Here is a 26,203-nt window from a genome sequence, read left to right on the forward strand (position 1 = left end):
TACCACAAAATGAAGTTATTTTACTCGATAGTTAAATAATCAAGGTAAATAGCAGATCTTCCTGATGATCCACTGCCAGATAAAAATTGAACTCCTAATTCTCTTACGTCATTTAGTCCTGAAATTCCCGATAGATTTAAAGTTAATACAGTCCCTGATGTATTTGAGCTAATATTAACAGTGCCTCCATCATACCATTTCCAATTACTTCCCACCTTTATATATAATTTGGCTTGCATGCCTGTTCCTTGATCACCCCGGCTGCATGTCTTACTACTGCTTTAAGTTTTGATTTTCCAGAAAAATTATGATTTGAAATTATACAAAGGTAAAATTGCTTACCTGTACCTAAGTCTACATCAGCTTTTAAAGAATAACTTCCATTGTAGGCCCATTCATTTACGGACCATGGTCCTCCAACTACATTTGTACCTGTCCAATTTTGAGTACTACCTTCAAAATTATATAATACTGACGAATTTCCAGCATTTGGGTCTTTTTCGTACACTACCATTTTGCCCCAATAAGTTAGAGTCTTCCAATCTGAAGGGGAAGTCATATCAAGCCATGCATTTTCACTGTTATTGCCTGTCCATGACCATGCAATAAAGCCTATTCCAAGATTTCTACAGGTTTGCATTAGGTATAAAGCATCAACTTTACATCCAAGATTGTTGTTACCGTTATTGTAGTTATATCCAAATTCACCTACAATGATAGGAATACCACGGTTCTTACAAGTAGACAAAAAATTATAAATTTTGCTATTATCATTCCATTCTCCATACATGTGTATGCTAAAGACAATATTCTTTAATGGATCAGAATTTAGTACCTCTAAGGCATAGTTTAAAATATCTTGGTCATCTTGTCCCCATCCACCCGAGTCGATTACTAATACATTATTTATTCCAGCATTTCTCATTCTACTTACAGCGTTTTTGTAAGCATCTCTCCAAATAGTACTGTTTCTTGGTCCCCACTCATTTGCAATATTTATCCAGACATCACTGGCGATATATGATTTATTATTTATCCACCAAGATACCATTCTATCTAAGTCACTAGTAGATGTACTACCTGTAACATCATGCAATTCAGGAATGGGTTTAAGACCTAAGCTTTTACATCTATCAATTATCTGTTTCAATCTTGAGGCTGATCCATTTGTTTGCCAAACAATTCTAACTGTATTAAAACCATAGCTTTTTATGGTATCAAGGGCGGAATATGCTTGTGAATCAAACCAAATGTGGGGATTATTAACCCCCTTTATGCCAGATGTACTGGGTGCCTTATTTATATTTTCTTTAGTTATTATTACGGTATTATCTTCTGTTAATGTATTATTGTAAATATCAGTTGTTTTAGTACAGCCAGAAATTAGACTTATAAAGATTAAAAATAGAAGTAATGTGTTTAGGAGTTTTAGTTTTTTCATATATTTATGTACCCCCTTCGTTTTAACTTTCTTTAAAAAGTATATCAAATAGTAAAAAATTTGTAAATAATTACATATTTTTTGTAACAAATGCAAGAGAAAAACGTGTGAAATATTAGAATAATGCTTGAGTAAATTATTTACAATTTTTTTAAAATTTTGACTTTATTTTGCTATTTCAATTATTACCTTTAGATATTTTTCTTTCTCATTAATGATATCTTCAAAAGCTTTATTTACCTCCTCAAATGGGTAGATATGGGAGATTAATCTTTCGTAATCTACTTGATTTTTCCTTAGTAAATCTATAGCAATTAGGTAATCGTCTTTTGTATACATAAGAGAGCCTTTTAAGTTTAGTTCTCTGTCTTGGATATAAATAAGCTTAGCTAAAGATATCTCCTTAGGAACACCAATAAGGATTATATCTGTTCCTTTTTTTGCATTTTCAATAGCCATATTTATTGTTTGATCTATACCTACACATTCAAAGGTCACGTCAGGGCCTTCTTGGGTAAAGAGGGAATTTGTTAACTCATCTGGCTTTATAGGTATAATGTTGGGGCATAAATCTTTTACAAGTTTTAATCTTTTATCAATAGGATCTACAACTACTATCTTTTTAGGCAATGATAGATATAGAAATATGGTAGTAAGAAGACCGATAGGACCACTACCTATAACTAATACTTCATCTCCTGGTTTGAAACTCGATCTTCTAACCCCATGAACAGCTACTGCTAAAGGTTCTGTTAAGACAGCCCTTTTTAAAGGAATATCGTTTATTGAATATACCTTGTGAGAGGGAATTGATATGTATCTTTGGAATCCACCGTTAGTTTTTGTACATCCAATTACATCCAAATTTTTACAAATATTATATCTTCCATGAACACAATTGTAACAATTCCCACATGTTAGACTTGGTTCAATTACAACATAATCTCCTAAATTCATATTTTTAACTTTTTCTCCTTTATCAATTACTTTTCCAACAAATTCGTGGCCTAAAACAATGCCTGGTTTTACAAAGGGATGTTCTCCCAGGTAGGCATGAAGATCAGATCCACAAATTCCTGCATAGATTACTTCTAATAATACTTCATCATCCTTTATTGACGGATAAGGTGTTTCAATGAGTTCTAACCTTTTTATTTCTTTAAGAAGCCAACCTTGATTTTTCATAAGACTGTCCCCCTTAGTATTTATTAAGATTCTTCAAGATCTTCAGGATAAGGTTCTAAATAAGTTTGATTCATAATATATTGATCGTCAAATCTATAAGCCCAGGATTTGATTATTTCACGAAGTACCTTTATTTCTATCTTTCCCATTCTGTATTTTTCAATTAAAGAGAGAAAATGAGATTTTTCTCCTTCTTTTAATTTTTTAGAAAAATGTCCAAAAATATGGAGTAAGACATTGGCTTGATTTCCCCTCTTTAATGCTGAGGATAAGGCCTCTTTAAATAGATTAGAATACGTTTTTTTTATATCTTCCAACGGTTTTTCTTTATTAAAATTTCCTATTAAGTTTCCCATAATTTTCGAATGTTTTTGTGAAAAGGCCATTAATAGATATTTATATCTTTGATGAAAATCTATAAGTTGGGATATATTTTTTAGTTGATTTTCAAGATTTCTCAATTCAGATAGACTAAAAATTCTTATCAAATATTTTTCTCTTATTTCTCTATTTCTTAACCTTCCTTCATCTTCTATAGGTAGATTTGGTAATTTTTCTAATATTATTTGAGCAAATATTCCTTTCCCTTTGAAGTAAAATTCCTTACCATGTTTATCTGCATATACAAGTGTATTGGAAACTCCACAAGAAGGTGATTTACTTTTTAATAAAAAGCCATCAACTTGTGGAAGATTTGATAAAAGATTATATGTAAAACTTAACATATCTTGAGTTAAATCTAAATCTTTGCTGGGTTGATAAATACCGTAATTGTCTTTTTCTTTATAAACTATGATCTTGTCTCTTGGAACTCCGAGGCCAATGGATACTTCAGGACATACAGAAATTATCTCACAATATTCTCTAAGTTTTATAACAAAGGGATCTTTAATGATTTCTCCATTATACCTTACGGGTTCTAAATTTAGACATGAACTTAAAACTATTTTAGGCTTAATGAACTTTCTCATATTTAAATTATATCTTTTTAAAATTTTTAAATAAAGATCTAAAACTAATCTTCTGTTATACTAAACTAAGGGAGTAAATCTTTTAAGGAGGTAAATTTTTATGCTTATGACTGTAAAGGGTGCTATAGATGGGGAAAGTTTAGGGCTCACTTTAGTACATGAACACCTTCTTGTAGATTTTTCTTCTGCAGAAGATCAGATAGAGATAACAAATTCTATAAGGTCCGATATTATCAATACCATGTTGCCTTATTTATTAGAAATAAAGAATTTGGGTGTTAAAACTTTTTTTGAATGCACCCCTAAATATGTAGGAAGGGATGTTAAAACATTAAAAATTCTTTCTGAACTTTCAAGTTTAAATATTGTTACAAATACGGGATTTTATGGGGCAGGTAATGGAAAACATGTTCCAAAAAAATATTATGGGGAAACTGCAGAAAAAATAGCAGAAATGTTTATTAAAGAGTGGAAAGAAGGTATTGAAGATACGGATATAAAACCAGGATTTATTAAGACTGCAGTAAATCCTGGACCTCTCAGCGATTTAGATAAAAAACTTATAATAGCTACTGCTATAACACATCTTGAAACAGGACTTACTATAGCATGTCATACTGGAGAAGCTGTTTGTGCCATTGAAGTTACAGATATTATTAAGAAAGTGGGTATAGATCTCTCTTCTCTTATAATAGTACATGCTGATAATATAGAGGATTTTGATGTACATTTAATGTTATTAAAAAGAGGAATATGGCTTGAGTACGATTCAATTGGGGCAAGACCTATTGATTACCATGTTAGGCTGATAGAAAGGGTTATAAAAGAAGGATTTGAAGATAGGATACTTCTCTCTCATGATGCAGGTTGGTATGCTGTAGGAGAAAAGAATGGGGGAAGACAAAAAATAAGAGGTTATACTGATATTTTTTACAAACTGATACCTGAGTTAATCAAGAGAAATATTTCTCAGGAGATAATAAACGAGTTTCTAATAGAAAATCCAAAAAGAGCTTTTGAGATCAGAATAAGAAAAAAATAGTTAAAGTAAGTTTTGAGAATTAGAAAAAAATTGTTATAATTATAAATAAAGAAATAGATAAAGGGGGTTAAAAATATGAGAAAGATGACCGAAAAATTTCTTCATGAGGCTTTTGCAGGAGAAAGTATGGCTCATATGAAGTATATGATTTTTGCTGAAGAGGCTGAGAAGAATGGTTTAGTTAAGCTTGCAAATCTTTTTAAAGCAATAGCCTATGCAGAGTATATCCATGCAAGAAACCATTATAGAGAACTTGGGCTTATAAGTGGACAGATGGCAGAAAATGTTATGCAATGTATAGAAGGGGAAACTTTTGAAATAGAAGAAATGTACCCAGTGTATAACAATACAGCTTTGTTCCAAAACGAAAAAGGGGCAGAAAGAAGCACCAGATTTGCTTGGGAAGCAGAAAAGATACATGCTGAAATGTATAAAAAGGCAAAGGAATTAGTGGAGAAAAATGAAGATTATACAGCAGAAAAAATTTATATATGCCCAGTCTGTGGACATACTGTAGAAGGTGAGCCACCAGAGAAATGTCCTGTTTGTGGGGCTCCTAAAAGCTCATATAAAGAGTTTTCTGTGTAAAAAAATGATGGGGAGAGGAGTTTTTCCTCCCCCTCTTTATTTTTTAATCAAACTCATTTTTTACTCCATAATTCCATTAATTGAGATAAAATTATTCTGATGATATAATATTTAAAGATTTTGCGTTTAGCTGGAGGTTAGTATAGAAAATGAATTTAGGTAACATATATTTAAACGTTTTCTTTTCCATATTAATATTATTTATAACATTCTTTGGACATAGATTTATCATGAAAGGCATATATAGGGCTGTTTCAAGGACAGGAAAAGAGATAAAGGCCCCTAAAACAGTTTCCATGATTATTGGTTTCCTTTTATATGGTTTTGGGTTAGCAATTGTTTTGTCTATATGGAATATTAATTTAACTCCGTATCTTGCCGGTCTTGGTATATCAGGTGTTGTTTTAGGACTCGCCTTTCAAGAACCTCTTACTAATTTCCTTTCTGGAATACTTGTTCTAGTTACAAGAAAAGTATTTGAAGGAGAGGCAGTAGAAATTGATGGAATAAGTGGAATGGTAGATATTGTGGAGATGAATCATACCAGATTAAAAACCTTTGATGGAAAGATGGTTTACATACCTAATAGAAAAGTATGGTCTGGAATGGTTACTAAATATTGGCCAGGCCCTTATCGCAGAATAAATTTTGATGTAACTGTTGATTATTCTTCGGATCTTAATAAAGTTATTGGGTTAATAAAAGAAGCCTTAGAGGAGGAACCATTAGTAGTAAAAGATCCTTCTGTAACAAATATTGTTGCATTTAAAGAATATGGTAGTTCTGGTGTTACATATACAATATATTTTTGGGTAGATAGAGATAATTATTTCAACGCTGCAAACTCATTAAGTATTAGAATAAAGAAAAAGTTTGATGATAATGGAATTGCTATTCCATTTATGGTGGTTGATTTAAGAATTAATCAAAAAGTATAAGAGGGGGTAATTTATTGTGAAAAAGGGGGTTAGAGGATTTGCCTTATCCTTAATAGTTTTAATGATGGTTTTTCTAAATGCTGATCAGTTGGTGATGTCTCCTTTTATGGATCAGATTATGAAAGAGTTTAATGTAAATTTTAACCATCTTGGAGAATTAGGTCTTGTTTTTACTATTTTTGGAGCTTTCATATCACTTTTTTGGGGATATTTTGGAGACAAAATAAATAGAAAGATACTTTTTGTGACTGGGATTCTCATAGGAGAAATACCATGTTTTTTAACTGCTTTTGCCCAAAATTGGACTCAATTTTTTATATTAAGAGTTCTCACGGGTATAGGTGTAGGTGTGGTTTTTCCACTTGCTTTCTCTATTGTTAGCGATTTGTATAAAGAGGAAGAAAGAGGTAAAGCAACCTCTATTGTTGCTTCTTCGCTATCATTGGGAGTTCTTATTGGGGTAATTCTTTCAAGCCTTGTATATGAATATACAGGAAATTTCAGATTACCTTTTATAGTTGTATCAGTACCAAACTGGATTCTTGCTTTACTTTATTTATTTTTCATTCCTAATGTAGAAAGAGGATATTCTGAAAAGGGTATAGAAGATTTAATTAAGGCAGGTTATGTTTATCCAAGGACGATAAATATTAGAGACTACGCAAATCTTGTTAAAATAAAAACCAATCTTCTTCTTTTTTTGCAGGGTATAGCAGGTACTATACCATGGGGAGCTATTCCTTATTTTCTTATAGCTTTCCTCGTAGGAAAAAGAGATTTATCGCAGGGGCAGGCTACCTTTATATACTTCTTATTTGGTTTAGGAAATCTTTTAGGAATTCTTTTGGGAGGTTTTATAGGTGGAGCTCTTTATAAAAAGAGACCTAAGTATACTCCTTTATTTTGTAGTGTAAGTACTATCCTTGGAGCAACTCTTGCATATATTGTCTTTGCTTATATACCCTCAAAAGCTTTTTTGAATTTTGCCCTTTTGGGGACCTTGGCAAGTTTCTTTTCTTCTTTAACAGGACCTAATGTAAAGATGATGCTTATGAATGTTAATGTACCAGAAAATAGAACTTCAATTTTTTCCATTTTTAATCTGACAGATTCGGTAGGTACTGGAATTGGAAGATATATAGGAGGAGTCTTAGCCAATGTAAGTATAAATGTTCCTCCTGAAAGAGCTATAGATCTTATTAAATTTTCGAAACTTGATTTTTCTTTATCAATTTCTTCTATTTTCTGGTATCCATGTGGTATTTTGCTTTTTCTCTTGGTATTCTTCTTTGAGAAAGAATTGAAAGATCTATATTTAAAGCTTGAAAATATAAAAAATTCAATGAAAAAACAGAAAGGAGGTTAATTCTTATGAGGTTCAGTTTAAAAATTTTTGTTTTGTTTCTTTTAGTACTTTCTATAATGACCCCTTTAAGGGAGGTGAAAGCTATGGAGATACCATCGCTTAAGGAAGTTTATAAAGATTATTTTTTAATTGGTGCTGCTGTAAGTAATTTAAATATTTATAATTATGAAGAACTTCTTAAAAAGCATTTCGACAGTTTGACTCCTGAAAACCAGATGAAATGGGAAGTTATTCATCCTAGACCTTATGTTTATAATTTTGATCCTGCTGATGAAATTGTAGAATTTGCCATGAAAAATGGTATGAAAGTAAGGGGACATACTTTGGTTTGGCACAATCAGACTCCACCATGGGTTTTTGCTGGAAAAGAGGGAGGAACAGGTACTAAAGAGGAAATATTAGAAAGATTAAAGGAACATATAAGGGAAGTAGTAGGCCATTATAAGGGAAAGGTTTATGCTTGGGATGTGGTAAATGAAGCATTATCAGATAATCCGTATGAATTTTTAAGGAAAGCCCCATGGTACGATATTTGTGGAGAAGAAGTTATAGAAAAAGCTTTTATATGGGCACATGAGGTAGATCCGAATGCAAAGTTGTTCTATAACGATTACAATTTGGAGGATCCGGTAAAGAGAGAGAAAGCATATCAATTGGTGAAAAGATTGAAAGAAAAAGGGGTTCCAATTCATGGTATTGGTATTCAAGGACATTGGACTTTGAGTTGGCCGACTCCTAAGATGCTTGAAGATTCAATAAAGAGATTTTTAGAGCTTGGTGTAGAAGTGCAGATTACAGAATTCGATATATCGATTTATTATGATAGAAATGAAAATAATAACTTTAAAGTTCCACCTGAGGATAGACTTGAAAGACAAGCTCAACTTTATAAAGAAGCTTTTGCAATATTAAGAAAATACAAAGGAAAAGTTACAGGAGTTACTTTTTGGGGAGTCGCTGATGATTATACATGGCTTTTCTTTTGGCCTGTAAGAGGGAGAGAAGATTATCCACTTCTTTTTGATAAGAATCACAATCCTAAGAAGGCTTTTTGGGAAATTGTAAATTTTTAAAAATGGGGGGAATTTAAGCTAATGTTTTATAAAAGAATTTTTAGATTTTTAATAGTCTCTTTAGTTTTGCTTACTATTAACATCAATCTTATTTTAGCAGATACAGAAAGGTATATAAATGAAAAATATGGATTTTCAATAATTCCACCTATAGATTGGGAATTTAAGGATGGTGCTCCTTATAATTTGGCTGCTATTTTTGTTGGTCCTGCTGATTTGGGTTTTAGAGTTAACTTTAATATTAACATACTAAATATTCCAGAAGATGAGGAAGCTGTTATAAACGATGAGTTAATATCATCAATCAAAAAAGAATTAAGCTATGTTTCAGAGGAATTAGGGGAAATAGAATTCCAAAGTGAGGGTAAAAGGGATGTGGCGGGATTTGAAGGATATGAATTAGTTTATCTAATTAAGGTGGTAGGAGATATAGCTATAAAACAAAAGCAAGTTTACTTTATTAAAGATCATAAATTCTATGTTTTTACCTTCTCTGCTCTTAAGGATACTTTTGATAAATACTTGCCTCTTTTTGAAAATAGCTTAAAAACATTTCAAATATTGTAAAAAAAGGGAGGGACTAATTTAAGTCCCTCCCACAAAGTATAATTCATAAATCTACCACGTCATAAGATTTCCATTATAATCCATATAGATGTTTTTATCATTAATGTCCCATTCTTTCATAGATAAATTATAAATTCCTTCTGCTGCTTCTTCTGGGGGAATATCAGCATTAGGACCACCCATATCGGTTCTCATCCATCCAGGATGAATTGCAAGCACTTTTATACCTTTGTTTCTGCTATAATTTTGTAATATAGCAGAAAGCATATTTAAGGCTGATTTTGACATACAATAGGCATATTCTCTATCTCTCCAACAATTTGATATGCTACCCGCTTCAGAAGATACATTAATTATTAATTTCTTGTTCCCTCTTTCAACTAAAGAGAAGAAGTATTTTAATACTCTTAAGGGGCCTATAGAGTTTATATTCAGTGTTTGTATGGCTTTTTCTATATCTACATTTTCGATTGTTTTTGTTTTGTCTTCCAAATAGACTGCTGCATTGTTAATTAATATATCAATATGGGGAACTTTGCCTTTTATAAATTCAAAAGCATCTTTTACAGAATTTTCATCTGCTACATCCATTTTGTATAATAGGAGATTAGGGTTATCTTTGATCTTCTCTAAGTTTTCTAAATTCTTTCGATAGGTAGCAATTACATAATCACCCTTTGAAAGATAAAGCTCAGATAACGAATAACCTAAACCTTTTGACGCTCCTGTTATTAATACAATATAGGACATACAATTTCCTCCTTTAAGTATATATTTTGCAAATTATTTTATCCTATTTTTTAGAGATGTTAAATTACTGCATATTGCATTATAGTTTCTTGAGATATATTTTCCTTAGGTAATTCTGCTGTTATTCTCCCCTTTGAGATTATCAATACTCTGTCAGATAAGGCTAAAATCTCTGGAAGTTCTGAAGAAATAAGTATAATTCCGATACCTTGTTTTGCTAATTCACCTATTAGAGAGTGTATTTCTGCTTTTGCTCCTACATCTATACCTCTTGTTGGTTCGTCCAATATTAAGACCTTAGGATTTAAGGCAAGCCACTTTGATAAAACAACCTTTTGTTGGTTTCCTCCTGATAGATTTAATACCTTTTGAAAAATACTTGGGGTTCTAATCTTTAACTTTTCTACAAAGTGATTTGCTAATTTATATTCTTTTTCTGCCTTTATAATATAGTTTGGGAATAAAAAGGGTAAGGAAGCAAGAGATATATTCTCATGTATAGCCATATTTAAAATAAGTCCTTGTAACTTTCTATCCTCTGGCACTAATCCTATACCCAATTTTACCGCATCTTTAGGAGTCCTAATATCTACTTTTTTACCTTCTAAATATATCTCCCCTTTGGTTTTTGGATCTGCTCCAAAAATTGCTCTGACAATCTCTGTTCTTCCTGCTCCTACAAGTCCAGCAATACCTAAAACTTCACCCTTTTTTAAATAAAAAGATATATTGTGGATTTTATTTGATGAAAGGTTCTTTACCTCTAATACTATATCTCCTTTTTCAGTTTCAGGTTTTGGAATAACTCTTAGGTCTCTTCCTACCATTAATCTTATAACTTCATTATATCTTTCTTTGTCTGCAGGCAATTCTCCTACCTTTTTCCCATCTCTTAAAACAATTATTCTTTCAGCAATTTGGAAGACTTCTTCTAAACGATGGGTTATAAATATGATGGAAACTCCTTGATTCTTAAGATTCCTTGCAATTTCAAATAGTTTTTCTACTTCTTTTCCTGCTAATGCTGATGTAGGTTCATCCATAATTATTATCTCTGATTTTGATGCAAGAGCTTTAGCGATTTCTACAATTTGTTGTTGGGCAACTGTAAGATTCCTTACTAATGTATCAGAAGGTAAATCTAAACCTATTATTTCTAATAATTTTTGGGATTCATAGAATGCTTTTTTATAATCAAAAATTTTTATTAATTTCCCCTTTTTGGGTTCTTTTCCCAAAAAGATGTTGGTTGCAATATCTAAATTGGGTGCTAAATTAAATTCTTGATGTATCATAGATATTCCAAGACTTTGGGCTTCGTGAGGTGTTTGAGGATTAATTTCTTTACCTTTAAATATTATTTTACCACTATCCTTTTGATATATACCAGCAAGAATCTTCATTAGGGTAGACTTTCCTGCTCCATTTTCACCTACAATTGCTAAAATTTCTCCTTTATATACTGTTATGTTGACATCTGACAGGGCTTGAACTCCTGGAAAACTTTTATATATATTTCTCATCTCTATCAATATCTCTTGGTTCATTTTATAATCTACACCTCCATTTTATTTTAAAGGAGAGGGGTAATAAAACCCCTCTCCTTTAATAAATTTACCAGCCTTGTACAGGAATTCCTAACTCTTGGAGCTTCTTTCTATATTGTTCTACTGTAAGAGCTTGTACGCTCTTTATGCTCTTTACATATTTATCTCCTGCTACCACATCAACTCCAGTGTCAATAATTCTATTAGCAGGTAATTCTTTAAGGGTTGCATCTACACCCTTTTGAGCCATCTTAGTAAGTACCTCTACACTCTTATAACCCATCATATATGGTCTCTGTCCTACGGTTGCAGCAATAACTCCTTCTTTTATAAGTTGCATATGCTCAGCTGTGGTATCAAAACATACTATGATTACTTGGCCTACTTTTCCAGCTGATTTTACAGCTTTTGCTGCAGCTGGCCCATTAAATGCATATACCCCGAAGAAACCTCTCAGATCTGGGTAGGTAAGTAAGGCTTGTTCAGCAAGAGTTACTGCTCTTCCTGTATCCTCAAAGTCACAGAGTGCAGGTTTTGTAACTACTGTGATTCTTTTGTTATTAGCTATACCATCCATGAATCCTCTCATTCTTTCTAAGGAATTCATAGCAGTAAGTGATCCTGTACCTATTGCTACTTTTCCGCCACGTACTCCTAAAAGATCAGACATTACCAAACCAGCAATTTTTCCAGCTGAGTAGTTATCAGTTCCAATGTATATTAGTCTCTTGCTTTGAGGAGCATCAGTATCTAAGGTTATTACTGGAATACCTTTTGCCATAGCCTTTTCAATAGTAGGGGCAATGGCTGTAGGATCGGATGGTGCTATAGCTATACCACTTACTCCCATAGCAATGAAAGATTCCATTTGAGAAATCTGTGCTGGAATATCTTCTTTTTGAGGTACAAAGAATGTGGCTTTAACTCCTAAATCTTGGGCAGCTTTCTTTACCCCTAATTCTACTTCTGCCCAATAGGGATGTACAGATTTTCCTATAACCGCTACATGTATATCTTTTGAAAATCCAGTAGAGAATATGAAAGGAAATACTAAAATCAATAAGATAACAAGTAATTTACGCATTTTTTTATTCCCCCCTGTTAATTTTTTTAATTTAAGGTTCAGAAATTTTGTTTAGATTAACAAATTAAGAAAAATTTTCACCTCCTTTCCAACTTATGGCTTTTTCTTTTTCCTCCAGATATCTAAGGTTACTGCTGTAACAATGACAAGTCCCATTACCACATCATGCCAATAAGAAGATATCTCCAATAGAATTAGTCCATTGTAAATAACTGACATTATGGTGGCACCTATAATCGTACCAAGAATAGTACCTTCACCGCCTGATAAGGATGTTCCACCTATAACAGCTGCAGCAATAGCACTTAGTTCATATCCTCCACCTACTCCTGCCTGTCCCTGACTTAGTCTTGATGCAATTATTATTCCTGTTACTCCTGCAAGAAAGGATCCAAAGATGTAAGTATATATTCTAATTTTATCCACATCTATTCCAGAAAGTCTTGCCGCTTCAATATTTCCGCCAATGGCATATAAATTTCTTCCGAGAACAGTATATTTAGTGATGAAAAAGGAAAGAAGAGTGAAAAAAATAAGAATTATTAATGGAAAGGGTATTCCTAAAATTTCACCTTGACCTATAAAAAAGAACTTTTCTGGAAGGCCTATTATAGGCCAACCCTTTGTTATTACTGAAGCAAGTCCTCTTGCAGCTGTTAATGTTCCCAGAGTTATTATGAAAGGTGGTACATTAAGCTTAGTAACAAAAAATCCATGCCATAAACCTATTGTAGAGGAAAATAGAAGAACTAATAATATGGAAATGTACATATCAATTCCATTTTTCATGAAAAGAGCTACTAAAACTCCAGTTAAAGCTACCAAAGACCCTACAGAAAGATCAATACCTCCTCCAATAATAATAAGAGTTTCACCTATAGCTAAAAGACCATATATTGCTACTTGTCTTGCTATTACTTGTAAGTTAAAGGGAGTTATGAATTTTGGGTTGAGAATGGTTATAAATACACAAAGTACAATAAGGGCAATAAGAATGTTAAATTCCTTGAAGAATCCTCTTTTTCTTTGTTTTTCTGGTTTAATGCTTTATCACCCCTTTTTAAAAAGATTACGTTAACGTTTTTATTATATCATTAAAAAATTTTTAATCAAAACTTTTCTCAAGATTACAATAGATATTGACCTAATAAGATTTTATCTTATAGAATTTATAAAAATTTATAGATTTAAAAGAGGTTAGTTATGGAAAAATTAAATGAATTAAGGGGATTGATAGATGAGATTGACAAAAAGATTTTGAATCTTTTAAATGAGAGAGCAAAGATAGTGTTAGAAATTAAAAACTGGAAAAAAGAAAAAGACTATCCTGTTTTTGACCCTAAAAGGGAAAAGGAAATATTGGAAAGACTTATAAAGGAAAATGAGGGGCCTCTACCTCCAGAGGCGGTTTATGGAATTTTTAAAAGTATAATGAGTTATTTGAGGAGTCTTGAAAAAGATTTAACTGTAGTCTATCTTGGCCCTGAAGGAAGTTTTACACATCAGGCTGCTGTTAAATTTTTTGGGGAAGGAGTTAGATTTGTTCCTTTACCTTCTGTGGAAGATATTTTTAAGGTTTTAGAGGAAGGATCAGATTTTGGAGTAGTACCTATTGAGAATTCTTTAGAAGGAACAGTAGGGGTTACTATGGATTTTTTAGCAATTACTACAAATAAGGTAATAGGTGAGGTATATTTGGACATTAGACATTCCTTATTATCCACAGAGAAGGATATTAAAAAGATTAAAAAAGTTTATTCTCATCCTCAAGCATTAGCCCAATGTAGGAGATGGATGAGGCAAAATTTACCTGATGTAGAAGAAATACCAACTTCTAGTACTAGTTATGCTGCCATGTTAGTGTTAAAAGAAAAAAATAGTGCAGCAATAGCAAGTAATTTTGCAGCTGAAATTTTTGGCTTAAATATAATGGCTGAAAATATACAAGATGCATGGAATAATAAGACGAGATTCTTAGTGCTTGGTAAAAATATTCCAAAACCGACAGGTAAGGATAAAACCTCCATAATTTTTTCAGTGAAACATCAAGCGGGAGCTCTTTATAGGGCTTTACGGCCTCTTCATGATTTTGGATTAAATATGACTTTAATTCAATCAAGACCAGTACCTTCTAAACCTTTTGAGTATAGATTTTTTGTTGATTTTCAGGGACATGTTGAAGATGATAAAGTAAAGGGAGCATTGGATAAGATAAAGGAAGAATGTTTAGATTTTAAAATACTTGGTTCTTATCCAGAAGCTAATGATTTCTGAGGTAGATGTTTAATTATAAATTCTTTACTATAGATTAGATCTTCTATCTTATCGTTAAATACAGTCTCTACTGTTAGGATACTGTCATAGTTTATCTCAAAAAGTTTTTCGAAGAGTTTTTTGAAGTTTATAAAGCCTTCACCAAGTTTTAGGTATCTTCTATTTCCTTCTTCGTCAAAACTTTTTCCATCATAATCTCTTATATGAATATTCTTCAGATATTTGGAGAGAAGGTCTTTAGGGTATTTGTCTAAGGAATAGGGAGTGGAATAAAGATATTCTATATCAATGGTTATTCCAAAACCATCCTTATATTTTTCACAAATGTTTTTAAAAAACTCTGGAGGATCTAAAAGGTATGGTACATTTTCTATTGTAAGTGTAACATTGTTTCTTTTAGCAAAAAGTAAAATATTGTCCAAAATGTAGAATATTGTTCTTATTAAGGATTTGAAGTTTTTTTGGAATGGTGGATGTAAAACTATATAATTTACCTCTAATTCTGATGCCTTTTTGATTAATTTAGTTAAAGGAGTAAAAATTTCTTTTAAGGGTCGATGAAGAGTATTTTTAGGGGCATGAATCGTAAGTATTTTTCCTTTTATTTTTGAAGCTTCTTGGAATAGGATTTCTTTTTGTTCATCAGAGAATACATTTGGTATAAAAAGTTCTATACCATCATAGCCATGTTTAACTATATTGTTGATAGCTTCTATAGAATCTTTTAATTTTTGTTCTGTAGATGAGGATGGATCAATAAAAGCTGCTGTAGAACACGATATTTTCATTTTTCTGTATATTTATTTATAAATACAAATTTTTCTATAGGAAGCCTTTCTGGTCTTTTTAATTCTCTTTCTTTTTGTTCATCAGATAATAAAGTACTTAGCTTTTCAGCTTTTTTCCCAAATATAATAAGGGCTATTACTTGCATATCCTCAGGTATGTTTAAAATCTTTTTAACCTTTTCTTCATCATAACCTGCTATTGGATGAGCTATCATTCCGAGCTCAGTTGCCCTTAATAACATAAAGCCTACTGCTATTCCAGTATCAAATAGAGCATAATCTCTCCCTTTTATTTGGCAATCTAATTCATATTTTGTAAATATAGTTACTATTAATGATGATACAAAAGCCCAATTATTTCTTGGTGTTAGAGCAGTATATAGTTCTTTTAAGAGTTCTTTGTCATATGTAAATATAAATCTCCATGGTTGATTATTAAAACATGAAGGTGCAAGGGATGCAGATTCAGCAAGATCTAAAATTAATTCTTCGGTAACTTCAAAAGGTTCTAATGATCTTAAAGATCTTCTTTCTTGAATTGCTTTTTTAACATCCATTTTATAAAATTTCCTTCCTTTTTCTTAGATTATATCACAAGATTTTAAACAAAATTAAAAATTTTTATGGTATAATTTTCTTGGACATCGGGGAGGTGTCCGAATTGGCTAAGGGGCCGGTCTTGAAAACCGGTAAGGCCTTCGCGGCCATGTGGGTTCGAGTCCCACCCTCCCCGCCAATTTTTTATTATATATTTTAAAAATGTTTCTCTAACGTTGGAGGAACGAATGTTAAAAATTGGAGTAATTTCTGATACACATCTTCCTTCTCGTTTTCCGTATCTTCCTAAAATTATTTTAGAAAAATTAGTAGGAGTTGATCTTATATTGCATGCTGGTGATTGGGAAGAGCTTTTCTTTCTTCCTGAACTTAAAAAAATAGCTGATGTTATTGGTGTACATGGAAATATGGATTCATGGGAAGTGAAAAAAGTTTTACCTTCTAAAAGGATTATTACTCTTGAAAGAGTAAAGGTTGGAATCACTCATGGTAGCGGTGCTCCATGGGGAATTAAAGACAGGGTCAAGAAGGTTTTTGAAGAAGATTTAGAGAATATTAATGTTATTGTCTTTGGGCATACTCATCATGCTCTTATGGAATGGGATGATAAAATTTTCTTTTTCAATCCAGGATCTCCAACAGATAGATTTTTTACTGATAAAAATACTATAGGTTATCTTTATATAGATGGAGATAAGGTCTGGGGAGAAATAATTACTATAGACCTGAATCTTGGAGGTATAGAGTGAAGAAGATTTTTGATCTTGTATCAGAATTGGGACTTTCCGAAAAAGATATCTTGCCTTATGGATGGTATATAGGAAAAGTTAATTGGAGGGTTTTAAGTAGACTTAAAGATAAAGAAAAGGGGAAATTGATTCTTGTAAGTGCTATGAATCCTACCCCTTTAGGTGAGGGAAAAACCACAACAACTATAGGACTTGGTGATGCTTTAAATTTTTTATCTTATAAAACCATTATATGTATAAGAGAGCCTTCTATGGGTCCTATTTTTGGAGTTAAGGGGGGAGCTGTTGGGGGTGGTAAGGCCAAGGTTATTCCAGAGGAAAATATAAATTTACATTTCACAGGTGATATTCATGCAGTAACTTCTGCTAATAATTTGTTGTCTGCTATGTTAGATAATCACATATATCAAGGAAATGGACTTGGAATAGACATTAATCAAATTTTCTGGAAAAGATGTTTAGATATGAATGATCGCCAACTAAGATTTATAGTAAGTGGACTTGGAGGAAAAGGCAATGGCATACCAAGGGAAGATGGATTTGATATAACTGCTGCTTCTGAGGTTATGGCTATTCTTTCTCTTTCAAGAGATATTCAGGAACTAAAGGAGAGACTTAGCAATATTGTTGTTGGTATAAACAAAAAAGGAGATCCTGTTTTTAGTAGGGATTTAGAAGCTCATAAATCTATGGCAGTACTTTTAAAAGATGCCTTATCTCCCAATTTGGTACAAACCTTAGAAGGATCTCCTGCCTTTGTACATGGGGGTCCTTTTGCTAATATTGCTCATGGTTGTAATTCTCTTATATCTACGGAGATGGCCTTGAGGCTTGCTGATTTTGTGGTTACTGAGGCTGGTTTTGGGGCGGATCTGGGAGCTGAAAAGTTTTTTAATATAAAATGTAGAATAGGTGATATAAAACCCAATGTGGTAGTTTTAGTTGCAACAATAAGAGCTTTGAAGTATCATGGTGGATTAAAAAAAGATTGGGATAAGGAAAATATAGATGCTTTAGAAAAAGGACTTCCTAATCTTCTCCACCATGTTTATATTGTCAAGGAAGTATTTGGTTTGCCAGTTGTTGTAGCGATAAACAGGTTTCCTACAGATACAGAAAAAGAGATAAATTTTGTAATGAAGATGTTAAAGGAAAAAGGTATAAGGGTTGCTGTTTCTGAAGTATATGAAAAGGGTGGAAAAGGTGGATTAGAATTAGCAAAAGAAGTTCTTTTTGCTATTGAAAATGATCCAAATAACTTTGCTTTTCTTTATGATCTTGATGAACCTTATGAGGATAAAATCCGTAAGATTGCAGTAAATGTCTATGGAGCAAAAGATGTTGTGTTTTTAGACGAGGCAAAAGAAGATCTTAAAAAAATAGAAAAATGGGGATTTAAAAGATTACCTGTTTGTATGGCAAAAACCCAATTTTCTCTCTCAGATAATCCTAAGCTTATTGGAAAGCCAGAGAATTTTGTAATAAATGTGCAAAGAATAAAGATTTCTGGAGGGGCAGGATTTATAGTTGTATATACTGGAAATATAATGACAATGCCAGGATTACCTAAGATACCATCAGCTTGTAAAATGGATATTGATGATAATGGGGATATTAAGGGAGTGATTTAGGAGGGTAAAATGGCGAAGATTTTATATGGAAAGAGTGTGGCAGAAAATTTGGAAGGAAAAATTATAGAAAAGGTAAGAAAATATATAGAAAAGGGAATTACTCCAACTCTTTGTGTAGTTAGAGTGGGTAATAATCCTGAAGCAGAGGCTTATGCAAATAGTATAGAAAAGATCTTTAAAAAATTTGGAATAAAAATAAATAATATAAATCTTGATGAAAATATCTCTATAGATAATTTTATTAACGAAATAAATTTGCTTGGTATAAATAAAGATATTCATGGGATTTTGCTTCTCAGACCTCTTTCTCAAAATTTAGAAAAATTGAAGGCTTTCCAGTATATTCCGCCTTCAAAAGATGTGGAAGGAATAACTTATGAGAACTTAGGTAAATTGATGGCTGGTGAAGATACATTTTTTCCTTGTACACCACAGGCGGTTATCGAACTTCTTGACTTTTATAATATTCCTATAGAGGGTAAAAATGTAGTAGTTGTAGGTAGAAGTATTTCTGTGGGAAGACCTTTATCCCTTCTTCTTTTGCAAAGAAATGCAACTGTAACAATATGTCACTCAAAAACAATAGATCTAAAGTTTTATACTAAGATGGCAGATATCTTGATGGTAGCTGTAGGTAAACCTGGTATAATTACAGATGATATGGTAAAAGAGAATGAGATTGTAATTGATATAGGAACTAATGTGTTAGATGGAAAATTAGTAGGTGATGTTGATTTTGAGAGCGTGAAGAATAAGGTTGAAGCTATAACTCCTGTTCCAGGTGGAGTAGGGGTAATAACCACGAGAATATTGGCGTTAAATTTATTAAAGGCTATAGAAAAGAATGAAGATCGAAATTAAAAAGATAGAAGAAATAAAAAATTTAGTATCAGGAGAAAAAATATTTATTTTCTCTTGTGATAATTGTGGTTTTGAAAGTATTGAGAAAAAGAATAAAGAGATATTTTCTTATTTGTCTGAGTTAGAAATAGATATAGTGAGAGTTTATGATCTTACTAAGGATAAGTGTAATGTGGGTAGTTTAAAGAGGATAATAGATGAGATTGGGATTGATATAAGTAGAGCTGATAATATTTTGACATTTACTTGTGGGGGATTACCTCAAATATTACCAAATTATATTAAGAAACCTGTTATCCCAGCTACTAATACCCTGAAGATCGAACCTGGTAGATCATTGGGTAGTTTTGCAAGATTATGTTCTGCTTGTGGAGAATGTTGGATTTATTATACAGGGAATCTTTGTATGGAAAAGTTATGTCCTAAAAAGATGAGAAATGGACCTTGTGGTGGAGCAGAAGATGGGATATGTGAGGTTTACGAGAGATTATGTCCTTGGGTAATTTTGTTTAGAACAAATAGAATATCTGAAGAAGATTTCCTCAAGATTGTTCCACCAAAAGATTTTAGTAAAATACTTTTACAAGAATGAATTTTGAGGAAAAATTAAAATCGGGAAAATTCATAATTACAGCAGAAGTCAGTCCTCCGAGAGGAGTGGATGTTTCTTCTTTTGTTAGCAAGACTTTAATGTTAAAAGATAGAGTAGATGCAGTAAATGTTACTGATTTCCAAAATGTAGGTGTTAGAATCACCTCTTTAGTAGGAAGCTATTTGTTGTTAAAAGAGGGAATAGAGCCTATCTTTCAAATTACAGCCAGGGATAGGAATAGGGTTGCCATTTCGGGTGAGCTATTAAGTGCGTATACCCTTGGTATAAAAAATGTTTTAGTTTTAACAGGGGATTATACAACCACTGGTATATCTAAAAGTGCTAAACCTGTGTTTGATTTAGACGCAGTAAATATATTAAAGATAGCAAAGATGTTAGAATCAGGGGAAGATTTTGCAGGAAAAAAATTAAATAAAAGTCCTAATTTTTTCTTGGGAGCAGTCTTTAATCCTAATCTTACTCCTTTAGATATTGAGATTTTAAAGATGAAAAAGAAAATTTTAGCAGGAGCTGAGTTTTTTCAAACCCAATTGGTATTTGATCTATCAATAATGGAAAGGGTAAGAGAAAAGGTAGGTAGTGGGGTAAAGATAATCGTTGGAGTTACTATTTTTAAATCCTTGGAGATGATTGACTATATGATAAATAATGTGCCAGGCATAAAAATACCAAGGTATATTTTAGAAAAATTTGAGAGAAAAGATAACATAAAAAATATTGGTATTGAACTTTGTGTAGATTTATGTAGTAAAATTAAAGAAAGTAAGTTGGTTAATGGTGTTCATTTTCTTGCGTCTAAGCCATCAGATATTATAGAAGTTATGAATATATTAAGATGGTAAAGGAGGATATGTCTATGTGGGCACCAGAAGATTTTTTTGAAATTGATGGAATAGAGGAAAATCTCTTTAAAAATGTTGAATATGTTTGGGAAGCCTTAAAAAATCTAAAAACTTTTCTTGAAAAGTATATAAAGCCAGATATAGAGGGTATTATTCAGGGAGGAGTTTTCATAGAGGGTCCAGTATATATAGGTGAAGGTACAGTCGTGGAACCATTTGTATATATAAAGGGTCCTGCCTATATAGGAAAAAATTGTGAGATAAGACAAGGTGCATATATACGAGGAAATGTTTATATAGGGGATAATTGTGTAGTGGGGCATTGTACAGAGGTTAAAAATAGCATATTACTAAATGGTGCAAAAGCCCCTCATTTCAATTATGTTGGTGATAGTATTTTAGGTCATAAGGTTAATTTAGGGGCTGGGACAAAAATATCTAATTTAAAGATGGGACCTTCCTCTACAGTAAAAATAAGCGTAAATGGTGAAGTTTATGATACCGGATTAAGGAAATTGGGAGCAATTGTAGGAGATGAGAGTGAGACAGGTTGTAATTCTGTTTTAAATCCTGGCACCATATTAGGTAAAAAAGTACTAGTTTATCCTAATGCTTCTGTAAGAGGGTATTTCCCTTCTAATTCAATAGTAAAATTTAAACCTGATTTAGATATAGTTAGCTTAAAATAGGATTTACCAAGCTTTTTTGAGAATTTCTAAGATTACTTCATAGTTTAGGGCTCGAGGATTCGTTTTGTAAGAGCCTGTCTTTGGAGCTTCTTTAGCAATAATTGATAGCTGTTCCTTTGATATTCCGTAATTTCTGAGCCCTAATTTTATATCTAAAGTTTTTAAAAATTCTTCTATTTTTTTCAAAATTTTCTCCTTTGCAGATCTCAAAGAATAGACCCCTACAGCTCTGCCAAGGGTTGAGATTTTCTCTCTTGGTAAAATATCCAAATTATATTCTAGCATTGGAAGGGCAACGAGAGCACATGCAAGACCATGAGGTATATTAGCATATACTCCTATAGGATGGGCTAAGGCATGAATGCCTCCAAGTCCTGTTTGAGAGAAAGCCACTCCACTAATAGTGCTTGCATAAAGTAATTTTTCCCTTAAGTCTATTCTTTCTAAATTTTCAATTACTCTTGGCAAATATTTATAAACAATTTTAAGAGAATTAATGGAAATGGGATCAGTTAAAATGTTGCTATTTAGTGATAAAAAAGATTCTAATGAATGAATAAAGGCATCTAAGCCACTATAGATAGTATTTTCTCTTGGCATGGATAAAGTAAGTAAAGGATCCACAATAGCAATTTTTCCATATAAACTATCATGCCTTATACTTAGTTTTTCTTTAGTGTCTGGGTTAATAAGTACTGATACCTTAGTTACTTCGCTTGCTGTACCCGCTGTAGTAGGGACTAATATACATGGTATACTTTGTGTAGAGATTTTTTCACTTTTTTCACCTATATAGTCCCATATAGAACCTGGAAGATTTATCTTTAAAGCTATAGCTTTTGCAACATCTAAGACACTTCCACCTCCTATTCCTACAATTAAATCTACTTCTTTTGATTTTGCAATCTCAGCACCATTATCTACTACATAATATGGTGGTTCTGGAGGTACATCATCAAAAACGATTACTTCTACTTGATAATTATTAAAAAGATGAAGTAATTTATCTAAAATTCCTGTATTTTTTAGATGCTTTCTACCAGTTACTAAGAGTATCTTTTTGGCTCCCAAAGCATAGGACTCTTCGGGAATTCTTTCCCAGAGTCCTATACCGAATTTAATCTTTACAGGTAGATAAAAAGAAAAATTCTGCATTTATATTTTAAAATCTCCCTCTTTTTTAAGGTACTCTACTAATCCTCCTGCTTGTAATATTTTTACCATGATATCTGGAAATGTACTCTTAGATAATATGGTTATGTTTTTAGTCTTATTATAAATTTTTCCCTGAAATAAATCTACCTCTAGTTCATCTCCATTATCTATTTCATCAGTATTAGCTTCTATGAGGGGAAGACCAATATTAATTGAATTCCTGTAAAATATTCTTGCAAAACTTTTGGCAATTACTAAACTTATTCCTGCATATTTTATAACTAAAGGGGCTTGTTCTCTTGAGGAGCCACATCCGAAATTCTTTCCAGCCACTATTATATCCCCTGGGTTTATCTTTTTATAAAATTCTGGATCTAAATCTTCAAAGAGATGTTTTGACATCTCATTAAAGTCTAAGGATTTAAATTTGTATTTTCCAGATATAATATAATCAGTATTTATATCGTCTCCGAATTTATGAGCTTTACCTTTTAATATCATTTTTATTCTTTCCTCCTAATTTAAAAATTCACGAGGATCAGTAATTTCTCCCTTTATCGCTGAGGCAGCTACTGTTAAAGGAGATGCAAGGTAAATTAAGGCTTTATTGTTTCCCATTCTTCCTTTAAAATTTCTATTTGCAGTAGATATAACATTCTCTCCATCAGCTGGTACTCCTTGATGTGTTCCTACACATGGACCACAACCAGGATTTGTAACTATAGCTCCTGCATTTAAAAATATTTCAATAAGTCCTTCTTTTAAGGCTTGCGTATATATTCGCTTAGATGCTGGAGTGATTATAAGTTTAACATTTTTATCTACCTTTTTCCCCTTTAATATCTGAGCTGCATATCTTAAATCTTCCAATCTACCATTAGTACATGTTCCTATAAAAGCTTCATGAATTTTTATTTTCTCTATTTGAGATATGGGATATACATTGTCCACAGTATGGGGTAAGGCTACTTGTGGCTCTAAATTAGAAATATCAAAATTATAAACAGCCTCATATTCTGCGTCTTTGTCTGCTTCAATACCACTATTTATATCCATTCCTATGTTTTTAAAAAATTCCCTTGTTTTTTCATCAAATGGCATAATACCAGCTTTTGCACCCATTTCTACGACCATATTAGTTATTGTAGCTCTTCCATCTATAGAAAGGTCTCTAATAGTTTCTCCATCAAATTCAATTGCTTTGTATGTTAATCCATCAGCTTTAAAGTATCCTACTAAGTATAATATGATATCCTTTGAAACAACCCACTTAGGAAGTTTGCCATTGAGATTGATTTTAACAGTATTTGGAACTTTAAACCACAATTTACCCGTATACATTGCTGCTGCAAGCTCACTGGATCCTACCCCAGTGGAAAAGCAGTTTAATGCCCCATAAGTGCATGTATGGGAGTCCGCCCCAATTACCAGACTTCCTGGAATAGCTAAACCTCTTTCCATAAAAACTTGGTGACATACCCCTTCTCCAAATTCCGTAATCTGAGTTCCATATTTTTCTGCAAATTCTCTCATTAACTTGTGAAGGTTAGCCACTCCTTCGTTAGGGGGAGGAACAGAGTGGTCCATAACAATAAGTACTTTTTCTGCATTTACAACTCTTGTTCCTCCTAATTCCTCAAAGACTTTTATTGCTAATGGGGATGTGCCATCTTGTCCCATTAAAGCATCTAATTTAGCAATAACAATATCTCCTGCTCTAACATCTTTACCAGCATGCTTAGAAAAAATTTTTTCTACTATGGTTTTTCCCATCTTTACACTCCTTCTTTTTCTAATTTTTCTTTTAGATAGTCATTATAAAGATACATTAATTCTTTATCAAATAAAGGTCTTTTAAGTTCTACAGCAAGAGCTCTTACCTTTTTAAGTAATTCTTGGGCATCCTCTTCAGATAAAGTGATTCCATATTCTTGGAATTTTCTTATAAGAGCATGAGTACCTGAATGTTTACCAATTACTATCTGTCTTTCTCCTCCTACCTCTTCTGGAGAGAATACTTCATATGTTTTAGGATATTTAATTACACCATCTGCATGTATGCCAGATTCATGAGCAAATATATTTTTACCTACTATAGCTTTATTTACAGGTAATTCTCTTGCAGAAGCTTTTGCTACATACTCACATAATTCTTTCAATTTATAAGTTTTAATTCCTACATCTATGTTATAAATATACTTCAAGGCCATGACCACTTCTTCCAATGCTGCATTTCCAGCTCTTTCACCAAGTCCATTTACAGTTACGCCTACATAGGTTGCCCCAGCTCTTACTCCTGCTAAAGCATTGGCAGTAGCCATACCAAAATCATTATGGGTATGCATTTCTACAGGAATTCCTACCTTTTCTATAATGGTCTTAACAATCTCGTATATTGTGAAAGGTTCCATTATTCCAACAGTATCACAAAATCGCAATCTGTCTGCGCCTGCTTCTTTGGCTGCTTTTGCAAACTGGAGTAGGAATTCTAAGTCTGTTCTTGAGGCATCTTCTGCGTTTACCGATATATATACTCCATGTTTCTTGGCAAATTCTGTAGCTTTAACCATATTTTCCAAAACCCATTCTCTTGTCTTTTTAAGTTTATATTTTATATGGATATCGGAAGTAGAAATAGAAATAGCTACTGCATCCACACCACATCTCAATGATGCCTCAATATCACTTATAACAGCTCTATTCCATCCCATAATACTGGCTTTGAGGCCAGCCTTTACTATAGCCTTTATTGCTTCCTCCTCATCTCCTCCCATGACAGGGATACCAGCCTCGATCTGATGTACTCCTATTTCGTCAAGCATTCTTGCTATTTGGAGTTTTTCAGCTTTTGAGAATACTACTCCAGCTGTTTGTTCTCCATCTCTCAATGTTGTATCTACTATCTTTATTTCTGTATCCTTCATATTTTATACGCCTCCTTGTTTAAATATTTATCTTTCACTAAAAACTAAAAAAGGTGCTTTGGCCCCTTTCGTCCAAAGCACCTTTGCGATTTTTATCAGCTTTTCCATTTAATTTTAGCACAAAATTGTAATTAAAAAAAGTTGCTTAAATAATCTTTAATGTATAGAATAATTAGAGGTTTGTTAAACTTTTTGGGGAGGAATGATATGTTTAGAAAATTTTCACTTTCTGAAGGGAATTTGGAAGATTATAAAAAAGGTAATTTTATGGTTAGGTTTTTAAACTTTTCTCCAACTTTTATAAGTGATACAGAGGTTCATAAAAGAGTCAATGATATGTATATCGTATTTAAAGGGAGAGGGAAAGTATTATTAAGTGAAAAATATAGTGGGGGTACAGAGATTGAGGAAGGAGAAATAAGAAAATGTGAAATTATAGAACCAGAGGAGATAAATATAAAAGATGGTGATGTCTTAATAATTCCCGCTGGGATTTGTCATCAGCTTAGAGTAGAAAATGAGAGTTTAACTTTAGTTATAGTTAAAATTCCTGAAAATTAGAGGAGG

At 32.3% G+C, this 26,203-nt stretch carries 27 protein-coding genes, 1 tRNA gene and 1 pseudogene; 16 read left to right on the top strand and 13 right to left on the bottom strand.

The window, feature by feature from the left end:
* Window positions 1-20: 20 nt before the first annotated feature.
* The 3 genes and pseudogenes from ACY3IT_RS03480 to ACY3IT_RS03490 form a co-directional block, all read right to left on the bottom strand.
* Window positions 21-1,441: pseudogene (locus ACY3IT_RS03480) on the bottom strand (cellulase family glycosylhydrolase).
* A 165-nt stretch (window positions 1,442-1,606) separates the two neighbouring features.
* On the bottom strand, window positions 1,607-2,626 hold the full coding sequence (locus ACY3IT_RS03485; protein WP_463083399.1) for a zinc-dependent alcohol dehydrogenase: 1,020 nt from the start codon (window positions 2,624-2,626) through the stop codon (window positions 1,607-1,609).
* A gap of 23 nt (window positions 2,627-2,649) precedes the next feature.
* Window positions 2,650-3,597, bottom strand: coding sequence for a YbgA family protein (locus ACY3IT_RS03490; RefSeq protein WP_463083400.1), 948 nt, complete (start codon window positions 3,595-3,597; stop codon window positions 2,650-2,652).
* A gap of 100 nt (window positions 3,598-3,697) precedes the next feature.
* On the opposite strand from ACY3IT_RS03490, the gene ACY3IT_RS03495 reads away from it, so the two are divergent.
* The 6 genes from ACY3IT_RS03495 (at window position 3,698) to ACY3IT_RS03520 (ending at window position 9,171) form a co-directional block, all read left to right on the top strand.
* Window positions 3,698-4,639, top strand: coding sequence for a phosphotriesterase family protein (locus ACY3IT_RS03495; protein ID WP_463083401.1), 942 nt, complete (start codon window positions 3,698-3,700; stop codon window positions 4,637-4,639).
* Window positions 4,640-4,714: 75 nt separating this feature from the next.
* A complete protein-coding gene (locus tag ACY3IT_RS03500; RefSeq protein ID WP_463083402.1) occupies window positions 4,715-5,227 on the top strand; it encodes a rubrerythrin family protein in 513 nt (170 codons plus the stop codon).
* 149 nt (window positions 5,228-5,376) lie between these two features.
* A complete protein-coding gene (locus tag ACY3IT_RS03505) occupies window positions 5,377-6,165 on the top strand; it encodes a mechanosensitive ion channel family protein (protein WP_463083403.1) in 789 nt (262 codons plus the stop codon).
* A gap of 16 nt (window positions 6,166-6,181) precedes the next feature.
* Complete coding sequence (locus ACY3IT_RS03510; protein WP_463083404.1) at window positions 6,182-7,531, top strand: MFS transporter; 1,350 nt, start codon at window positions 6,182-6,184, stop codon at window positions 7,529-7,531.
* A 5-nt stretch (window positions 7,532-7,536) separates the two neighbouring features.
* The gene (locus ACY3IT_RS03515) at window positions 7,537-8,604 is read left to right on the top strand and encodes an endo-1,4-beta-xylanase (RefSeq protein WP_463083405.1); all 1,068 of its coding nucleotides are present in this window, start codon (window positions 7,537-7,539) and stop codon (window positions 8,602-8,604) included.
* A 21-nt stretch (window positions 8,605-8,625) separates the two neighbouring features.
* Window positions 8,626-9,171, top strand: coding sequence for a PsbP-related protein (locus tag ACY3IT_RS03520; protein ID WP_463083406.1), 546 nt, complete (start codon window positions 8,626-8,628; stop codon window positions 9,169-9,171).
* A 51-nt stretch (window positions 9,172-9,222) separates the two neighbouring features.
* Here ACY3IT_RS03520 and ACY3IT_RS03525 read toward each other — a convergent pair whose 3' ends face one another.
* From ACY3IT_RS03525 to ACY3IT_RS03540, 4 genes are all read right to left on the bottom strand, one after another.
* Window positions 9,223-9,921 carry an SDR family oxidoreductase gene (locus ACY3IT_RS03525; RefSeq protein WP_463083407.1) on the bottom strand — a complete coding sequence of 233 codons (699 nt, stop codon included), beginning with the start codon at window positions 9,919-9,921 and terminating at the stop codon, window positions 9,223-9,225.
* Window positions 9,922-9,980: 59 nt separating this feature from the next.
* A complete protein-coding gene (locus ACY3IT_RS03530; protein WP_463083408.1) occupies window positions 9,981-11,468 on the bottom strand; it encodes a sugar ABC transporter ATP-binding protein in 1,488 nt (495 codons plus the stop codon).
* A gap of 67 nt (window positions 11,469-11,535) precedes the next feature.
* On the bottom strand, window positions 11,536-12,552 hold the full coding sequence (locus ACY3IT_RS03535) for a sugar-binding protein (protein WP_463083409.1): 1,017 nt from the start codon (window positions 12,550-12,552) through the stop codon (window positions 11,536-11,538).
* A 93-nt stretch (window positions 12,553-12,645) separates the two neighbouring features.
* Complete coding sequence (locus ACY3IT_RS03540; RefSeq protein ID WP_463083619.1) at window positions 12,646-13,449, bottom strand: ABC transporter permease; 804 nt, start codon at window positions 13,447-13,449, stop codon at window positions 12,646-12,648.
* Between ACY3IT_RS03540 and ACY3IT_RS03545 the strand changes: the two genes are divergently transcribed.
* Both ACY3IT_RS03545 and pheA read left to right on the top strand, forming a co-directional pair.
* Window positions 13,340-13,630 (top strand): hypothetical protein, encoded by a 291-nt coding sequence (locus ACY3IT_RS03545; RefSeq protein WP_463083410.1) that lies wholly within the window; start codon window positions 13,340-13,342, stop codon window positions 13,628-13,630. The two genes, ACY3IT_RS03540 and ACY3IT_RS03545, sit on opposite strands and share 110 nt — an antisense overlap.
* Before the next feature lie 125 nt (window positions 13,631-13,755).
* Window positions 13,756-14,826 (top strand): prephenate dehydratase, encoded by a 1,071-nt coding sequence (pheA, locus tag ACY3IT_RS03550; RefSeq protein ID WP_463083411.1) that lies wholly within the window; start codon window positions 13,756-13,758, stop codon window positions 14,824-14,826.
* On the opposite strand, the gene ACY3IT_RS03555 is transcribed toward pheA, so the two are convergent.
* Both ACY3IT_RS03555 and ACY3IT_RS03560 read right to left on the bottom strand, forming a co-directional pair.
* Window positions 14,802-15,614, bottom strand: a complete 813-nt coding sequence (locus tag ACY3IT_RS03555) for a sugar phosphate isomerase/epimerase family protein (protein WP_463083412.1) — start codon at window positions 15,612-15,614, stop codon at window positions 14,802-14,804. The two genes, pheA and ACY3IT_RS03555, sit on opposite strands and share 25 nt — an antisense overlap.
* Window positions 15,611-16,171 (bottom strand): nitroreductase family protein, encoded by a 561-nt coding sequence (locus ACY3IT_RS03560; protein WP_463083413.1) that lies wholly within the window; start codon window positions 16,169-16,171, stop codon window positions 15,611-15,613. Before ACY3IT_RS03560 ends, ACY3IT_RS03555 begins: the two co-directional genes overlap by 4 nt.
* 89 nt (window positions 16,172-16,260) lie before the next feature.
* Between ACY3IT_RS03560 and ACY3IT_RS03565 the strand changes: the two genes are divergently transcribed.
* The 7 genes from ACY3IT_RS03565 to ACY3IT_RS03595 all read left to right on the top strand — a co-directional run bounded on the left by ACY3IT_RS03565 (window position 16,261) and on the right by ACY3IT_RS03595 (window position 21,557).
* Window positions 16,261-16,350, top strand: a tRNA-Ser gene (locus ACY3IT_RS03565).
* 49 nt (window positions 16,351-16,399) lie between these two features.
* Window positions 16,400-16,921, top strand: a complete 522-nt coding sequence (locus tag ACY3IT_RS03570) for a metallophosphoesterase family protein (RefSeq protein ID WP_463083414.1) — start codon at window positions 16,400-16,402, stop codon at window positions 16,919-16,921.
* Window positions 16,918-18,552 carry a formate--tetrahydrofolate ligase gene (locus ACY3IT_RS03575; protein ID WP_463083415.1) on the top strand — a complete coding sequence of 545 codons (1,635 nt, stop codon included), beginning with the start codon at window positions 16,918-16,920 and terminating at the stop codon, window positions 18,550-18,552. The genes ACY3IT_RS03570 and ACY3IT_RS03575 overlap by 4 nt, the downstream gene beginning before the upstream one ends.
* 9 nt (window positions 18,553-18,561) lie before the next feature.
* Window positions 18,562-19,413: a bifunctional 5,10-methylenetetrahydrofolate dehydrogenase/5,10-methenyltetrahydrofolate cyclohydrolase gene (locus ACY3IT_RS03580; RefSeq protein ID WP_463083416.1), complete on the top strand. Its 852-nt coding sequence runs from the start codon at window positions 18,562-18,564 to the stop codon at window positions 19,411-19,413.
* The gene (locus tag ACY3IT_RS03585) at window positions 19,397-20,005 is read left to right on the top strand and encodes a methylenetetrahydrofolate reductase C-terminal domain-containing protein (protein ID WP_463083417.1); all 609 of its coding nucleotides are present in this window, start codon (window positions 19,397-19,399) and stop codon (window positions 20,003-20,005) included. The genes ACY3IT_RS03580 and ACY3IT_RS03585 overlap by 17 nt, the downstream gene beginning before the upstream one ends.
* Window positions 20,002-20,868, top strand: a complete 867-nt coding sequence (locus ACY3IT_RS03590) for a methylenetetrahydrofolate reductase (RefSeq protein ID WP_463083418.1) — start codon at window positions 20,002-20,004, stop codon at window positions 20,866-20,868. Before ACY3IT_RS03585 ends, ACY3IT_RS03590 begins: the two co-directional genes overlap by 4 nt.
* Window positions 20,869-20,882: 14 nt before the next feature.
* Window positions 20,883-21,557: an acyltransferase gene (locus ACY3IT_RS03595; protein WP_463083419.1), complete on the top strand. Its 675-nt coding sequence runs from the start codon at window positions 20,883-20,885 to the stop codon at window positions 21,555-21,557.
* A gap of 3 nt (window positions 21,558-21,560) precedes the next feature.
* Here the strand turns inward: ACY3IT_RS03595 and ACY3IT_RS03600 are convergent, their stop codons facing one another.
* The 4 genes from ACY3IT_RS03600 to nifV are packed head-to-tail and all read right to left on the bottom strand — an operon-like array spanning window position 21,561 to window position 25,636.
* Window positions 21,561-22,712, bottom strand: coding sequence for an iron-containing alcohol dehydrogenase family protein (locus tag ACY3IT_RS03600; protein ID WP_463083420.1), 1,152 nt, complete (start codon window positions 22,710-22,712; stop codon window positions 21,561-21,563).
* Window positions 22,713-23,213: a 3-isopropylmalate dehydratase small subunit gene (locus ACY3IT_RS03605; protein WP_463083421.1), complete on the bottom strand. Its 501-nt coding sequence runs from the start codon at window positions 23,211-23,213 to the stop codon at window positions 22,713-22,715.
* Between the two features lie 15 nt (window positions 23,214-23,228).
* The gene (locus tag ACY3IT_RS03610; RefSeq protein ID WP_463083422.1) at window positions 23,229-24,485 is read right to left on the bottom strand and encodes a 3-isopropylmalate dehydratase large subunit; all 1,257 of its coding nucleotides are present in this window, start codon (window positions 24,483-24,485) and stop codon (window positions 23,229-23,231) included.
* Window positions 24,486-24,487: 2 nt separating this feature from the next.
* Window positions 24,488-25,636, bottom strand: coding sequence for a homocitrate synthase (gene nifV, locus ACY3IT_RS03615; protein WP_463083423.1), 1,149 nt, complete (start codon window positions 25,634-25,636; stop codon window positions 24,488-24,490).
* A gap of 207 nt (window positions 25,637-25,843) precedes the next feature.
* On the opposite strand from nifV, the gene ACY3IT_RS03620 reads away from it, so the two are divergent.
* A complete protein-coding gene (locus ACY3IT_RS03620; RefSeq protein WP_463083424.1) occupies window positions 25,844-26,197 on the top strand; it encodes a hypothetical protein in 354 nt (117 codons plus the stop codon).
* Window positions 26,198-26,203: the final 6 nt, after the last annotated feature.

The organism is Dictyoglomus sp. GBS, from assembly GCF_055179815.1.

Excerpts from the sequence above, each read along its gene's own strand:
- ACY3IT_RS03580 (WP_463083416.1), top strand. The coding sequence starts at position 18,562 with ATGGCGAAGATTTTATATGGAAAGAGTGTGGCAGAAAATTTGGAAGGA.
- pheA (WP_463083411.1), top strand. The coding sequence starts at position 13,756 with ATGGAAAAATTAAATGAATTAAGGGGATTGATAGATGAGATTGACAAA.
- ACY3IT_RS03555 (WP_463083412.1), bottom strand. The coding sequence starts at position 15,614 with ATGAAAATATCGTGTTCTACAGCAGCTTTTATTGATCCATCCTCATCT.
- ACY3IT_RS03490 (WP_463083400.1), bottom strand. The coding sequence starts at position 3,597 with ATGAGAAAGTTCATTAAGCCTAAAATAGTTTTAAGTTCATGTCTAAAT.
- ACY3IT_RS03535 (WP_463083409.1), bottom strand. The coding sequence starts at position 12,552 with ATGCGTAAATTACTTGTTATCTTATTGATTTTAGTATTTCCTTTCATA.
- ACY3IT_RS03485 (WP_463083399.1), bottom strand. The coding sequence starts at position 2,626 with ATGAAAAATCAAGGTTGGCTTCTTAAAGAAATAAAAAGGTTAGAACTC.
- ACY3IT_RS03570 (WP_463083414.1), top strand. The coding sequence starts at position 16,400 with ATGTTAAAAATTGGAGTAATTTCTGATACACATCTTCCTTCTCGTTTT.
- ACY3IT_RS03610 (WP_463083422.1), bottom strand. The coding sequence starts at position 24,485 with ATGGGAAAAACCATAGTAGAAAAAATTTTTTCTAAGCATGCTGGTAAA.
- ACY3IT_RS03545 (WP_463083410.1), top strand. The coding sequence starts at position 13,340 with ATGAAAAGAGCTACTAAAACTCCAGTTAAAGCTACCAAAGACCCTACA.
- ACY3IT_RS03530 (WP_463083408.1), bottom strand. The coding sequence starts at position 11,468 with ATGAACCAAGAGATATTGATAGAGATGAGAAATATATATAAAAGTTTT.
- ACY3IT_RS03600 (WP_463083420.1), bottom strand. The coding sequence starts at position 22,712 with ATGCAGAATTTTTCTTTTTATCTACCTGTAAAGATTAAATTCGGTATA.
- ACY3IT_RS03520 (WP_463083406.1), top strand. The coding sequence starts at position 8,626 with ATGTTTTATAAAAGAATTTTTAGATTTTTAATAGTCTCTTTAGTTTTG.
- ACY3IT_RS03605 (WP_463083421.1), bottom strand. The coding sequence starts at position 23,213 with ATGATATTAAAAGGTAAAGCTCATAAATTCGGAGACGATATAAATACT.
- nifV (WP_463083423.1), bottom strand. The coding sequence starts at position 25,636 with ATGAAGGATACAGAAATAAAGATAGTAGATACAACATTGAGAGATGGA.
- ACY3IT_RS03505 (WP_463083403.1), top strand. The coding sequence starts at position 5,377 with ATGAATTTAGGTAACATATATTTAAACGTTTTCTTTTCCATATTAATA.
- ACY3IT_RS03595 (WP_463083419.1), top strand. The coding sequence starts at position 20,883 with ATGTGGGCACCAGAAGATTTTTTTGAAATTGATGGAATAGAGGAAAAT.
- ACY3IT_RS03525 (WP_463083407.1), bottom strand. The coding sequence starts at position 9,921 with ATGTCCTATATTGTATTAATAACAGGAGCGTCAAAAGGTTTAGGTTAT.
- ACY3IT_RS03590 (WP_463083418.1), top strand. The coding sequence starts at position 20,002 with ATGAATTTTGAGGAAAAATTAAAATCGGGAAAATTCATAATTACAGCA.
- ACY3IT_RS03560 (WP_463083413.1), bottom strand. The coding sequence starts at position 16,171 with ATGGATGTTAAAAAAGCAATTCAAGAAAGAAGATCTTTAAGATCATTA.
- ACY3IT_RS03495 (WP_463083401.1), top strand. The coding sequence starts at position 3,698 with ATGCTTATGACTGTAAAGGGTGCTATAGATGGGGAAAGTTTAGGGCTC.
- ACY3IT_RS03620 (WP_463083424.1), top strand. The coding sequence starts at position 25,844 with ATGTTTAGAAAATTTTCACTTTCTGAAGGGAATTTGGAAGATTATAAA.
- ACY3IT_RS03515 (WP_463083405.1), top strand. The coding sequence starts at position 7,537 with ATGAGGTTCAGTTTAAAAATTTTTGTTTTGTTTCTTTTAGTACTTTCT.
- ACY3IT_RS03585 (WP_463083417.1), top strand. The coding sequence starts at position 19,397 with ATGAAGATCGAAATTAAAAAGATAGAAGAAATAAAAAATTTAGTATCA.
- ACY3IT_RS03500 (WP_463083402.1), top strand. The coding sequence starts at position 4,715 with ATGAGAAAGATGACCGAAAAATTTCTTCATGAGGCTTTTGCAGGAGAA.